Origin of the sequence: Flavobacterium denitrificans DSM 15936, from assembly GCF_000425445.1 — a bacterium.
GTDB classification, from domain to species: Bacteria; Bacteroidota; Bacteroidia; order Flavobacteriales; family Flavobacteriaceae; genus Flavobacterium; species Flavobacterium denitrificans.
This window is the reverse complement of sequence record NZ_AUDL01000008.1, coordinates 296,412-311,295: the sequence shown is the minus strand read 5'-3', so window position 1 is coordinate 311,295 and position 14,884 is coordinate 296,412. Positions and strand designations below refer to the sequence as shown.

At 33.3% G+C, this 14,884-nt stretch carries 9 protein-coding genes; 8 read left to right on the top strand and 1 reads right to left on the bottom strand.

Annotation, left to right across the window (positions count from 1 at the left end; translation table 11 throughout):
• Positions 1-63: 63 nt before the first annotated feature.
• On the bottom strand, positions 64-969 hold the full coding sequence (locus tag H600_RS0104940) for a DUF6607 family protein (RefSeq protein WP_026727754.1): 906 nt from the start codon (positions 967-969) through the stop codon (positions 64-66).
• A 105-nt stretch (positions 970-1,074) separates the two neighbouring features.
• Between H600_RS0104940 and H600_RS0104935 the strand changes: the two genes are divergently transcribed.
• The 8 genes from H600_RS0104935 to H600_RS0104900 all read left to right on the top strand — a co-directional run bounded on the left by H600_RS0104935 (position 1,075) and on the right by H600_RS0104900 (position 14,884).
• The gene (locus H600_RS0104935) at positions 1,075-3,180 is read left to right on the top strand and encodes a TonB-dependent receptor plug domain-containing protein (protein WP_026727753.1); all 2,106 of its coding nucleotides are present in this window, start codon (positions 1,075-1,077) and stop codon (positions 3,178-3,180) included.
• 17 nt (positions 3,181-3,197) lie between these two features.
• Positions 3,198-4,292, top strand: coding sequence for an HmuY family protein (locus H600_RS0104930; protein ID WP_026727752.1), 1,095 nt, complete (start codon positions 3,198-3,200; stop codon positions 4,290-4,292).
• Positions 4,293-4,573: 281 nt separating this feature from the next.
• Entirely contained in the window at positions 4,574-6,055 is a 1,482-nt protein-coding gene (locus H600_RS0104925) for an SGNH/GDSL hydrolase family protein (protein ID WP_026727751.1), read from the top strand.
• Between the two features lie 82 nt (positions 6,056-6,137).
• Positions 6,138-7,466, top strand: a complete 1,329-nt coding sequence (locus H600_RS0104920; RefSeq protein ID WP_245176537.1) for a GDSL-type esterase/lipase family protein — start codon at positions 6,138-6,140, stop codon at positions 7,464-7,466.
• A gap of 1 nt (position 7,467) precedes the next feature.
• Entirely contained in the window at positions 7,468-9,150 is a 1,683-nt protein-coding gene (locus H600_RS0104915) for an MBOAT family O-acyltransferase (protein WP_051234370.1), read from the top strand.
• Positions 9,151-9,345: 195 nt separating this feature from the next.
• The gene (gene ffh, locus H600_RS0104910; protein WP_026727748.1) at positions 9,346-10,698 is read left to right on the top strand and encodes a signal recognition particle protein; all 1,353 of its coding nucleotides are present in this window, start codon (positions 9,346-9,348) and stop codon (positions 10,696-10,698) included.
• A gap of 124 nt (positions 10,699-10,822) precedes the next feature.
• Entirely contained in the window at positions 10,823-11,710 is an 888-nt protein-coding gene (locus tag H600_RS0104905; RefSeq protein ID WP_026727747.1) for a bifunctional 5,10-methylenetetrahydrofolate dehydrogenase/5,10-methenyltetrahydrofolate cyclohydrolase, read from the top strand.
• 375 nt (positions 11,711-12,085) lie between these two features.
• A complete protein-coding gene (locus H600_RS0104900; protein WP_051234369.1) occupies positions 12,086-14,884 on the top strand; it encodes an outer membrane beta-barrel protein in 2,799 nt (932 codons plus the stop codon).

The window sequence follows — 14,884 nt, the reverse complement described above, 5'->3', positions numbered from 1 at the left end:
TTAATTTAAAAAGTAAAAGCCGGAAGTCTCTAAACTTCCGGCTTTTTCACACTTAACATATTTTTATTTCTTAACAAACTTGTCGATAATAGCATCTGACTCAGCTTTTGTTGCATCTGGTTTTAAGTCAAATAAAAGAGAATATAAAGCTTTGCGATCAACTTTTGCTTCTAAGTTTAAGTCTTGTTTTCTGTCAAAAAGAACTTGCCATTTGTCGCGAACGTTTTTCCAAAGATCTTTATTAGTTGCCCACCATTTTTGAGCAGCAGCACATTTAGAATCTGGAACTTTAGTATACACGTCAAATCCTTTTTCTTGCGCTAAAAGAACATCTTTTCCGCTGTCGTCTCTAACTAATTTGTCGTTATCTTGCTCATGATTCCATCCTGTAGAAGTGATTTCATGAATATTTCTTCTTTTTAAGACATTATAATCATTACGTTTTGTTTGCTCTCTTCTTGGTAGTGGCGCATCAGCAACATTTGACCAATAATCTTGTCCGTCAACATGCACCCAAGTTGATGATCCTTCGTATCGTGGACTGTCATCTACTTGATATACTTTTTGAGTCCATTGACCTTTAACAGCTTTTTTATCTAATTTTTTATATTTCCAAGAAGTTCCTTTGTCAAAAGAATATAAGTCTGTGTTTTCATAAAGCCAGTCTTGTCTCCAGTGTTTGATGATCATGTCATCGCTTACAATCAATAAATGCTGCATTACGATTTTGTTTGGGGTATCTTCTAATAATTCAACCCATTCTAAAGCCGATTCATGTTTAGTCTGAGATGGCTTGTATGTTGCAGAATCTTTAGCGTATTGAAAAGTTTCAGCAAAGTTGAATTTTACTTCATAACAACCGCACATTGATTTTATTGATTTGATGTCTTGTTGTTTTTTTTCTTGAGCGAAACCAAGACCACAAGTCAAAGCCATTACGGCCGATAAATAGAGGCTTTTTGTAATCATAACTTATTGTTTTGTTTTTAAAATTTTTGCAAATATATATAATTTATTTAGAACAAATAAAAATAGTTTATATATTTGCGTTATTATTAAGACTGAATAAAAATAATGAAAATTAAAATTACCCTTTTTGCTGGATTTCTATTTTGTACATATTCTTTTGCTCAGCAGAAAGATAGCATTGTCTCTCAGGAAAAACTTTCTGAAGTTGTTGTAACTGGACAAATCGAGCCTCAATCTATAAAAAAGTCTGTATACAATGTTCGAGTTATTTCTAATAAGGATATCAAAAATTTAGCAGCAAATAATTTATCAGATGTGTTAAATCAATATTTAAATATTACAGTTACACCAAGTGGGACAAGTGGTCGTTCGACGGTTTCGTTATTTGGATTGGATGCGCAATATTTTAAAATTTTGGTTGATAATGTTCCATTGGTTAACGAGGGCGGTTTAGGAAACAACACTGATCTTTCGCAAATTAACCTTAATGATGTAGAACGCATCGAGATTGTAGAAGGTGCGATGGGAGTTGTTTATGGGGCAAATGCAGTAAGCGGGGTTCTTAATATTATTACAAAAAAATATTCGAAGTATAAATGGGATATTAATGTTGCTGCTCAAGAAGAAACGGTCGGTAACGAATATTCTCTTTTTGATGAAGGAAGGCATATTCAGAATTTGCGTATTGGACATACTTTTAGTGAAAATTGGTATGTAAGTGCCGGAATTAATAGAAATGATTTTCAGGGTTACTTAGGAGATAAGAACGGCAAAAATTATATGGAAAATGATGGCACTAGAGGATACAGCTGGTTGCCAAAAGAACAATTAAATGGTACAGCTTTGATTTCGTATCAAAAAGGTAATTTTCGTTTTTTTTACCGATTTGAATTTTTAGATGAAGATGTAGATTATTATAATAGTACCGTGCAATCTGGTTTTAATACTGCCCCTTATCGTTATGCTGAAGATAGCAGGTATTTTACAAATCGATATTTTAATAATTTGAATGCTATTGGTAAAATGTTTTCGCAAGTAAATTATAATATTACCGTTACGCATCAAAAGCAAGAAAGAGATATTGAAGATTTTAGATATAATTTATATACCAGAGACGAATCACTTAATGTGAGGGTAAAAGACCAGTCGATGGAAGTGCTTTCTTCGATGGGAACATTCAATAACTTTTTTGAAAGTAAAACATTAGATTTTCAGTTAGGATACGAATTTGTAAACAATCAAGGTTTTTCTCTAGTTCAGGAGGCAAACAAAGTTTATGTTCCGATTCAAAAAACATTAGAAAATTATGATTTCTTCGCTTCTTCAGAAATTTTAGCTACAGAACGATTTTCTATAAAACCAGGATTACGTTTTTCTGCTCAGTCAAAATTTGATAATCAATACGCTTCTTCAATTGCTTTGAGATATTTATTTGATAAAGGTTTAGAATTAAGAGGTTCTTTTGGTACTGGATTTAGAACGCCAAATTTTAACGAATTATATTCAAAACAAATTTTCGATGGCCACTTTTTTGTTGGGAATGAAAATTTAGTTCCTGAAAAAAGTACTTCTTATGAAGTGAGTGTCAAAAAAATAACGGCCTTTTCATCTGGATTGCAAATGGCAAATACATTTGCTGGAAGTTATTTGGATTTAAAAGATAAAATTGATCAGGCGTTTGTTGGAGATAATCCAGACACAGGAAGTCCGATGTATCAATTTGTCAATATTAGTAAATACAGAATGTGGAACTTCTCTTCAACCAATCAGTTTAGGTTGGATAATCTGACTTTTAATATTGGTGCGACTTTAGCTGGGGTTTCTCAAAATATTGATAGTGGAGATAACGGTATGAGTGATGAATTTTTGTACACTTTAAATTTAAACGCAAGCGTTTCTTATATGTTTCCAAAATGGAAAACAGTTGTTTCGGGATACTATAAATACAACGGAAAAGCACAGCAATTTACCGAAGGAAGTTCTGGTTTTGTTTTGTCTGAAGTTGATCCAAGTAACTGGCTGGATGCTTCAATTAGGCAAAATTTCTTCAAAAATCATTTAGAAGTTACGCTTGGCGCTAGAAATATTTTTAACATAGTTGATGTAAACAGAACAAATGCCAACACAGGAGCCCATGCTTCAGGCTCAGATGTAATGCTTGCATACGGGCGTTCTTACTTTTTAAAATTAGCATATAACCTTAATCTTTAATATAAATATAGAATACAATGAAAAAGTTATTATTTTTATCAATCGCGTTACTGTCACTAGCATCATGCTCAAATGATGACGATAATAAAGTGGAGATCCCAACGGTGGGAGAAACCTTGAAAACTTCTGTTGGTGGGCCAAACCAACCAAATCAACTTTATCTTGATTTAAGTGCTGCAGCAACTAAATCTGTAAACAGAGCGTCTTGGGATTTAGGATTTTCTTCTGGTTCAGATTTTAGAGTAATCATTAATGGTTCTCTTAAAATGGCTGTAAAAAAATTAGCTACTTCAGATATTACTTTGTCTCAGGTGGCTGATGCAAGTGTTGCAGTGGGAGGCGGTACTACACTTTCTAACAATGGATTTGTTGATAACCCAACTGGTGTTTTAACAGGAGCGGGTGCTGGAATTGGAACTGCAATTGCTGAAATTTCTGCTACAGATGCTGATAACAAAGTTTATTTAGTAAATCTTGGATTTGCTGTTTCTACTACACAACCAGCAGTTGGATCTGTTAGTGTTGACGGTGATGCGAGAGGATGGAAAAAAGTTAGAATTTTAAGAAGTGGAAATGGATACAAAATTCAATATGCTGATTTAACTTCAACAACTTTTACTGAAAAAACGATTGCTAAAGATGCTGCTTATAATTTCTCTTTCTTTAGCTTAACTACAGGAAATGCGGTTTCAGTTGAACCAGAAAAAGCAAAATGGGATTTAAATTTCACAACGTTTACGAATTATTTGCCATCTGTAGATGCTGAAAATAAGCCAATTGAAGTAACATATGGTTATTCAGATTTTATAGTATCAAATGCTAAAGGAGGAACACAAGTTTACCAAGTATTAACTTCTGTTAAAACTTATGAGGCTTTTGCAAAAGCAGATGTAGTTGAAGCAAACTTTACTGTTTCTGCTACAGATCAAAGAGTAATTGGAGCTAGCTGGAGAAATGGTGGTGGACCAACTTCATTGCCAAGTATCAGAACAGATCGTTTTTATGTCGTAAAAGATGCAGCTGGAAACTACTATAAAGTTAAATTCCTTGCTATGACAAATGATGCAGGTTTAAGAGGGAATACTACTTTGGAATATGCTATCTTGAAATAATTCTAAAATGAAAAAATTTAAAGAACATCAAGATTGTTTCATTCTGAAATACAAGGTAACGACATTAATTGTTTAGTTAATCATTAGCTTTGTTTTTTTTATTTTTTTTTTGATAAAGAGGCCAGATTTATCTGGTCTCTTTTTTGTTTTTTACTTTGTTGACAAAAACAATTAATAATTAAGGTTTAATCTTATCTTTGCACAGATTTTTTTTTAAAGAATTGGCAGAAATTTCGCATAATTAATTTTTGTAATTCATCCTTCAAAACTTAAAATTACAAGTGAATACAAAATCATATTTTTTTCAGTCTTTTGCTATTGTTGCATTAGCATTAATCGCTTTTATTGGATTCAAGCAAATTTTGCCAGACAAGATTTTTTCTGAAAGCAAAATGAATTCAAAAAATGTTTTGATCGACAGTTTGCTTTTAGAAGCTGTTGCAAAAGATTCATTAGGTACAAACGACAGCCTCGATGCAATTGAAGATGCGGAAGGAAAAGAAGAAATCGTATATGAAAATGTCGAAGGAATTGAATTCCCATCTGAAACTTTTGATAATTATAAAGGATACCAATATCTGATTTCGTTCTATGAAAAATTATATCAATTAGAAAAACATCCAGAATCGAATGTCAGAATCGCGTATTACGGAGATTCAATGACCGATGGCGATTTGATTGTTCAGGATGTAAGAACGAACTATCAAGAACGTTTTGGTGGAAACGGTGTCGGTTTTGTTCCGATAACTTCAGAATCGGCGGCATCGCGTGGATCGGTAAAATCGACTTATTCTAAAAACTGGAAAACACAATCGTATTTGAATGTGAAAAAGCCATCAAGCCCTTTTGGTGTAAACGGGCATGTGTTTTTTGCCAATGATAAAGCGAACGCAACTTGGGTGCAATACGAGGCGGGAACGAATAAATTTTCAACAACTTTAAATAATCCGACTTTGTTTTACGGAAGAGCATCTAGAAGTGGAAAAGTGAATTTCATTATTGGAAAAGACACTCTGAAGAAAAATTTGGCTCCAAATAATTTGATTAATACTTTAAAAGTAAGTTCAGGACATTTAAAAGCTTTTAAAGCGAATTTCGTAAATGCAGATTCTATTCCAATTTACGGTTTCAATTTTGATAACGGAAGCGGTGTTCATGTTGATAATTTCTCGCAAAGAGGAAATTCGGGATTGCCTATCTCAATGTTCAATGCCAATGTAATGCAAGGTTTTAATAAAAGCTTGAAATACGATTTGATCATTTTGCATTACGGAACAAATGTATTGAACTACGGAACAAAAAATTACAACTGGTACGAAAGAGGAATGACTAAAACGGTTAATAAAATAAAGGAATCTTTCCCTGGCGTTTCAATTTTAATTGTTTCAACTGCCGATAAATCAACTAAATATGATTTAGAAATGAAAACTGATTCGGCTGTGGTGCCTTTGATGAAAGCGCAAAAAAGATATGCTTTGGATACTGAATCAGGGTTTGTGAATTTGTACACTTTAATGGGAGGTGACGGATCAATGGTGAAATGGGTTGATGAAACTCCTGCAAAAGCTAATAAAGATTATACACACTTTAATCAGCGCGGTGCAAAAGCAATTGGAAATTTATTATACGGTCAATTAAATAAAGGTTACGAAGAGTATAAAATATTGCGTGAAAAACGTGAAGCTGTTGCCAATCAGCAAAGAGCAGCTCGAAAAACCAAAACAGATTCAACTTCTGTGATAAAAGATAGCGTAAATGAATAAACTGATTATTTTTTTCTGTTGTCTTTTTTTCTCTACGAATGAAAAGACACAAAAAACAGATTCACCTCCAATAACAAAAAATATGATTCATAAAGTCGATTCAATAGTAGTATATCCTGTTTCTGACGATCAAATTTATAATGCAAAAGCATTAAAGGATTTTTTTGAAAAATTGAAGGAAAATGAAAGTAATAATAATCAGAAAATAAATATTGTTCATATTGGAGACTCTCACATTCAAGGTGATTTGATGACCAATGAAGTGAGGAAAAAACTGCAACAACAATTTGGAAATGCAGGGCGTGGATTGGTTTTTCCGTATCAATTAGCTAGAACAAACGGATCATATAATGAGCGTTTTTATTCGAATAGAAGTTGGGAAAGCTACAGGAATATTCTTCCTGCGAAAAATGCTCCTGTTGGTTTGAGCGGAATTGGGCTTTGGAGAGATAATGGCGGTTTTGCAGTTGAGTTGCGTGTCAAAGACATGGCTTATAAATTTAATACAATTAAAGTTATTACGCCTCAAAATCAAAATATGTTTGATTTGGCGACTTCATCTCAAATCAATCTGATTCAATCTACAGAGAAAAAAGTAATCACACATAAAATCAAAAAAGGAGAAGCAATTTCGACAATTGCTGATAAATACAATATTTCGGTTGCCGATATAAAAAGAGCAAACGGCTTGAAATCAAATAATATTCGCGCCGGAAGAACATTGAAAATTCCAACAAACGAGACAAAGCAAAAAACGATTAAAAGCTCAGAATTTGTTCCGTTAAACATGGAATCCGATTCTTTTTGCCATTATTACAATTCAGAGAAAGCCTTGGAAAAAATTTATTTGATTCCGAATAAAGAAGCTTCAAAATACGAGTTAAACGGAATTGTCTTGGAAAAAGATGCGCCAGGAATACTCTACAGTGGAATTGGTGTCAATGGAGCTAAATATTCGGATTACAATAAATATCCTTTATTTTTTGAACAACTAAAAGCGGTGCATCCTGATTTGTTAGTTTTTTCGCTTGGAACAAATGAAAGTTATGATCATTTAGAAGTTGAAGGTTACATTAAACATTTAAGAGAATTCATAAGCAATATAAAAGCACAGAATATTAATGTTCCGATAATTGTGATGACTCCGCCACCATCTTTGCTAAGAAGAAAACCAAATACATATATTCGAGATTATACAAAAGAAATTTTGCAAATAGCAGAAAAAGATGGTTTTGCTGTTTGGGATTTATACGATGAATTTGGAGGAATGGAAGGAATCCGAAAATTAAAAACTCAAGGATTAATTGGTCCGGATTGGGTTCATTATTCTAAAAAAGGATATGAAAAACAAGGGAACTTGTTTGCGCAGGCAATTTTAAAAGCATACGATAATTTTAAATTAAAGAATTAAGTTGACAACAATAGATAGCATTAATGATTGGTTCATCCAGAATTTTGGTGCAATTACAACAGAACAGGTTAAAAGCTGGTTTATTTACAATCCAGACGAAAAATTATTATTCAATACCGGTTTATTCTTAGGATTGTTTCTGGTTTTTTATTTTGTGTATGCTTTTTTACGCAAAACATTTTATTTGAGATTAACCTATGTTATTCTCTTCTCGCTTTTCTTTTATTACAAGTCAAGCGGAATTTACTTTTTACTTTTATTACTTTCCTCAGTTGTTGATTATGGCTTAAGCCAAATTATCTTTAAAGCAACAAAAGACAGTACCAAGAAAATTTATCTTGTTATAAGTGTAATTCTAAATTTGGGATTATTGGGTTATTTCAAGTACATGAACTTTATGATTGTCACTTTCAATGATATGTTTCATGGCAATTATCAGCTTCATGATATTTTTCTTCCTGTCGGAATTTCGTTTTATACCTTCCAGTCGATGAGTTATATTATTGAGATTTATCGTGAGGAAATTAAACCAACAAAAAATTACATCGAATATTTGTTTTTCGTTTCGTTTTTCCCGCAGTTAGTTGCCGGGCCAATCGTACGTGCAAAAGATTTTCTTCCGCAGATTTATCAAAAATTAAATCTTTCGAGACAAGATGTAAACAACGCTTTGTTTTTGATTATTGGCGGATTGATTAAGAAAACGGTAATCTCGAATTACATTTCCGTAAACTTTGTTGATCGTGTTTTTGATACGCCGTTGAGTTATACTTCTTTCGAAAATTTAATGGCTTCTTATGGTTATGCCATCCAAATTTATTGTGATTTCTCTGGATATTCAGATATGGCAATCGGAATTGCGTTATTGCTCGGATTCAAATTGCCAGTCAATTTTAGAACGCCATATAAATCAACTTCAATTACCGATTTTTGGAGAAGATGGCATATTTCGCTTTCAACTTGGCTGAAAGATTTCTTGTATATTTCGATGGGAGGAAACCGTGAAGGTTCTTTCGCTGGATATTTATTCCCGAGTTTATTTTTCTTCGGATTATTGCTTTGGGGAATTACAAGTTATAATACCAGTATAATTCCGCTAATTGTTGCATCGGTTTCGATATTGCTTTTTTGTTTGTCTTTTCTGCTTTCCAGCAAAAAGAAACAAACTTTAGTGACCAATCTGAATCTATTCACCACAATGCTTTTGGGCGGATTATGGCACGGAGCAGGAGCACAGTTTATCGTTTGGGGAGCTTTACACGGATTGGCTTTGGCAATTCATAAGATTTTTGTGGAGATTTTCCCTTCCAAAAAAGATAAAAGTCCAAATTTCCTTTGGAGATTTTTCTCAATCGTAATTACATTCCATTTTGTGGTTTTCTGCTGGATCTTTTTCCGCGCAAGAGATTTTGAAACAGCTTTGCAGGTAATTAATAATATTGGCCAATTAACATTCGAGCCAGAACTTTGGAAAACAATTGTAATCGGTTATAAAAACGTATTCGGATTGATGTTATTCGGTTACGTTTGGCATTTCTTGCCAGAAACTTTCACAAACGGAATGAAATCTGTTTTCGATAAAACGCCAATCTTGGTAAAAGCAATAATTCTGGGATTCGTTTACTGGATTGTATACGCAACAGCAGTAGCGGGATCACAACCATTCATATACTTCCAATTTTAAGCTGAAGGGATTAATCTCGCAAAGTCGCGAAGTCGCAAAGTTTTTTTATTCTTTGTGACTTCGCGACTTTGCGAGCAAAATGACATAGCGTTCTTTGCGTAATACTTCGCGTTCTTTGCGGTTAAAACCACTTAAATAAAAATTGCCTGAAATATCTAATTAGATTATCTTTGCACTTCAAATAAAGAAAATAATATGTTTGATAATTTAAGCGATAAGTTAGATAAAGCGTTCCATATATTAAAAGGACACGGTAAAATTACAGAAGTAAACGTTGCCGATACTTTAAAAGAAGTGCGTCGTGCATTACTTGATGCCGATGTTAACTTTAAAATTGCTAAAGATTTTACAGCTAGAGTAAAAGACAAAGCAATTGGTCAGGACGTACTTACAACCTTACAACCAGGACAATTATTAGTAAAACTGGTAAAAGATGAGTTGACAGAATTAATGGGTGGAGATGTTGCTGGTGTAAACTTATCAGGAAATCCAACTGTTATTTTGATGTCAGGACTTCAAGGTTCTGGTAAAACTACTTTCTCAGGAAAATTAGCCAACTTTTTAAAGACTAAGAAAAATAAAAAACCACTTCTTGTAGCGTGTGATATTTACCGTCCTGCGGCGATCAATCAGCTTCATGTTGTTGGAGATCAAATAGGTGTTGAGGTTTACTCAGAGCCAGAAAATAAAAATCCTGTTGAAATTGCTCAAAATGCAATCAAACATGCAAAAGCAAACGGTTTCAATGTCGTAATTGTCGATACAGCCGGACGTCTTGCAGTAGATCAGGAAATGATGGACGAAATTGCTCGTGTTCACAAAGCAATTCAGCCTCAAGAAACATTGTTCGTTGTCGACTCTATGACAGGACAAGATGCTGTAAACACAGCAAAAGCTTTCAACGATATCTTGAATTTTGATGGAGTTATTTTAACAAAATTAGATGGTGATACTCGTGGTGGTGCTGCACTTTCAATCAAATCGATTGTAAACAAACCAATTAAATTTGTTGGTACTGGAGAAAAAATGGAAGCAATTGATGTTTTCTATCCAGAACGTATGGCAGAGCGTATCTTAGGAATGGGAGACGTTGTGTCGCTTGTTGAAAGAGCTCAAGAACAATTTGACGAAGAAGAAGCTAGAAAACTTCAAAAGAAAATTGCTAAAAACGAATTTGGTTTTGATGATTTCTTAACGCAGATTCAGCAAGTAAAGAAAATGGGTAATATGAAAGACTTGGTTGGAATGATACCGGGTGCTTCAAAAGCCATGAAAGATGTAGAAATCGAAGATGATGCTTTCAAACATATCGAAGCAATCATTTATTCGATGACGCCAGGAGAAAGAAGCAAACCTGCCATTATCGACGTAAAAAGAAAAGCCAGAATCGCAAAAGGTTCGGGAACTAAAGTCGAGCAAGTAAATCAGTTAATGAAGCAGTTTGACCAAATGAGCAAAATGATGAAGATGATGCAAGGTCCTGGCGGAAAAAATCTGATGAAAATGATGGGAGGCATGAAAGGAATGCCAGGAGGAATGCCGAGATAAAAAATAAAAGTTTCAAGTTTCAGGTTTCAAGTTAGAAACTGAAATTTGAAACTTTTTCGATTCAATAAATATTAAGTTTCGCAAATAACGTGAAACATGAAACTTTAAACCTGAAACAACAACAATGCAACTACTAGACGGTAAAAAAACATCTAACGACATTAAAAACGAAATTGCAGCCGAAGTTCAATCTATTAAAGCAGCAGGAGGGAAAGTGCCTCATTTAGCAGCAGTTTTAGTGGGTAACAACGGAGCAAGTTTAACTTACGTGGGAAGTAAAGTAAAGTCATGCCAGGAAATTGGTTTCGATTCAACTTTAGTTTCTTTACCAGAAACAATTACAGAAGATGAGCTTTTAGCAAAAATTAAAGAATTGAATGAAGATGATAACCTTGACGGATATATTGTTCAGTTGCCTTTGCCAAAACACATTGACGAACAAAAAATTTTATTAGCAATAGATCCAGACAAAGACGTTGATGGTTTTCACCCAACGAACTTTGGCCGAATGGCGCTTGAAATGGAAAGTTTTATTCCAGCAACACCATTCGGAATTATGGAATTGTTAGAGCGTTACAAAGTAGAAACATCAGGAAAACATACAGTAGTTATTGGAAGAAGCCATATTGTTGGACGTCCAATGAGTATTTTGATGAGCCGTAAAGGAAATCCGGGTGATTCTACAGTTACTTTAACGCACAGCCGAACTAAAGATTTGGCAGAATTCACAAAAAATGCCGATATCATCATTACTGCTTTAGGAGTGCCAGAATTCTTAAAAGCAGATATGGTGAAAGAAGGCGTAACCGTTATTGACGTTGGAATTACACGTGTAGATGATGCCTCAAACCCAAAAGGATATGTCATCAAAGGAGACGTTGATTTTGACGGCGTAAGCAAAAAAGCATCATTTATTACGCCGGTTCCTGGTGGAGTAGGACCAATGACAATTGCAATGTTGCTTAAAAATACGCTTTTAGCTCGTAAAATGCGAAGCGCAAGAAATAAATAAAATTACTTTTTAATATTTTCATAAAGCCTTAAACGAAAGTTTAGGGCTTTTTTTTTTGGACTAAAATTAGAGTTTGATGAGATTTTATAATTAAGCGAATTCGATAGCTTTTTTCATAATCCGAAATTGGTAATATAATTGTACATAAGAAAATTAACGCATAACATATAATCATTTGTTTGTTAAAAGGTTATGTTGTTTTTTATCTGGAATAATAATTGGTAATGTTTTTATCGCTAAAAAATTAACAATTTGTTTGATTTTATCGTTCTATTTTTAACGTTTTGTTGTTATTTATTTGGTCTTTTAAAAAGTAAGTTTGGCCTTAATAAAATGCAATAATTTAAATTTTTAAAACAATTACATTAGTTATTTATGGTTAAAACTTTACAATTCACCACATTTTTTTCTCTTATTTCAGTTCTTTCAAATAGATGTTTTGCATTAAAAAGCAATATAAAAGCGATAGGTTTCATCGTGCCTTTTATGTGTTGCTTTTCATCTTTTGCACAAAAAAAAGTTACCCTCAGCGGTAAAATTACTACCGAAAAGGATGCCGCCATCGAAGCGGTCACGATCTATCTACTCCATCCTAAAGATTCTTCAGTAGTTGCTTATACACTTTCTGATAAAAATGGTTTGTTCAAATTAGAGACAAAATCAGTATCACAAAATATTGTATTGAAGGTTTCAGGAGAAGGTTATAAAGACTTTTCCAAGGTTATTGAAAAATTAAATCAAAATACTGATTTAGGTGCAATAAAACTTGTTAAGGAAGAAATCATACTGAGTGAAGTTGTCATAAAAAATGAAGCGCCTATTCGAGTAAAAAAAGATACTGTAGAATATAACGCTTCATCCGTTAAATTACGGCCAGATGCTAATGTGGAGGCTTTGCTAAAACAATTGCCTGGAGTTACAATTGATGAGGACAAAAAAATAATGGTAAATGGTAAAGAAGTCAATCAGATATTGGTTAACGGAAAACCCTTTTTTGGTGAAGATGGAAAAGTAGCACTTCAAAATCTTCCGGCTGATATTATTAAAAAAATACAGGTTTCGGACACTAAAACTAAAGAGCAGGAATTTACAAAACAAGCAGCAACATCCAACAATGCCTCTATCAATTTAACGATTGATAAAGAGAAAAATAAAGGTTTTTTTGGAAAAGTTCTCGGAGGTTATGGAAGTTCTGAACGCTATGAAAGCAGTGCTTTGATGAGTTATTTTAAAGATAAAAGGCGAATCAGCTTTTTGGCTTCTGCTAACAATATCAATGCAACTGGTTTTTCTATGGATGAGGTTTTTGATAATATGGGAGGCGGAAGAAATGCTGGTTCGCGTGGCCCAGTAATTGGGCGAGGAGTAGGAATTATTAAATCGGATATGATTGGTGTGAATTATGCTGACGAATGGTTCAAAGGAGCAAAATCTAATTTCAATTATTATTTTACCAATTCAAACTCAGATAATACCAATAGATCTTCAGAACTTACTTTGCTTCCAACGGGATCTTTATTGGCTAAATCGACTTCAAAAAACGAACGCGATTTTAGTAAACACAATGCCGATTTGAATTTTGAATATAACATTACGCCTTCTGCAAAAATTATTTTTACGCCTTACCTTGAAACTGGAGTAACTAAAACAGCAGATAATTTCGATAAAAAAACTTGGAACGAAAAAGATGAGCTAGTTAATACGAGTAGTGCGTACAACACAAATGAAACAGATAACAGCACTTTCCGAAATAATATCTCGTTTTTTGCAAATTCAAAAAGAAAAGGAAGGTCTTTTACAAGTGATTTCAGAAATGAAAACACAAGAAGTGATTCGGATACAAGGATAAATTCTGCAACGATTTTTACCGAGGGAACAAGTCCGAATGATTTGCGTAACCAAAATGTTCTTCAAAAAACAAATAAAGATAAATACTCAGGATCTGTTAATTTTACGGAACCTGTAACCGATTCACTAAGCCTTAATTTTAGGGTATACAGCGAGCTAGAAAAAAATCTGGATGATAAAAAAACATTCGATCGCAATGATGCAGACACTGATTATAATGTTTTTAATGATGCTCTGAGCAATTATAGTTCTTCTAATAATTTTCAAGTAAGCCCTGGTGCTGGATTTAGAATTACCAAAAAGAAATTAAACTTTTCGCTAATAACAGGAACGGCTTTTGTAAAAACTGAAAATCACGCTCTTTATTTACAGGAAACAACTAATTTGAATAAAAATTATGTTCTTCCTGAAGGTTCAGCCCAATTAAGGTATTCGTTCACAAAATCTAAGAGTTTTTTCATAATCTATGAGCGAACATTCACGCTTCCAAAAGATTATCAGCTTTTGGCCGTTGCGAATCTGGACAATCCGTTGGTAGTAAAAACAGGAAACCCTGATTTGAAACCTACAACTACTAATTTTGTTTATTCTACTTTTGCTGATTATGATTTCCAAACGCGTTCGGGATATTTTGTTTATTTAAATTCGTCTTTTTATGATAGCCAGATTGTAGGAGCTTCTGCCTATAATAGTTCAGGAAAACAAATTTCAACTTTCGATAATGTATATGGAACATACAATGTGCAATTAGGAGCAGAATGGAGTAAAAGTATTAAGAAGGATGCGAATACTTATGGACTACGATTAGGTGCATATGGTAACTATAATTTTGATAAAGGTTTTACTAATGCACAGGAATATACGGCAAAAGGAGTTAGACTTTCTCCAAATATTAGATTATCATATGACTACGGAGAATTACTAAGTGTTAAACCGTCTTATAGTTTTACTTATTATGATACACGATACAGTAATATTTCTTTAAGCTCAACTACAAATACTGTACATAGGTTTAATATTGAGGCTACAACTATGTGGCCTAAAAAATGGGTTTTTGGTAATGATTTTGGGTATACTTATAATTCGAATATTTCAGGACCTTATAAAAAAGATTTTTATTTGTGGAATACCAGTTTGTCATACAAATTTGCTGACGAGAAATTTACTTTCAAAGTAAAAGTTTATGACTTGCTAAATCAAAACCAAAGTACGTCAAGAACCATAACGCCAACATCTGTTGTGGATTCAGAAAACACCGTTTTAAAACGTTATGTAATGTTCTCGTTGTTGTATAAATTTAAAAGTTTTGAAACAAAGAAGAATTAA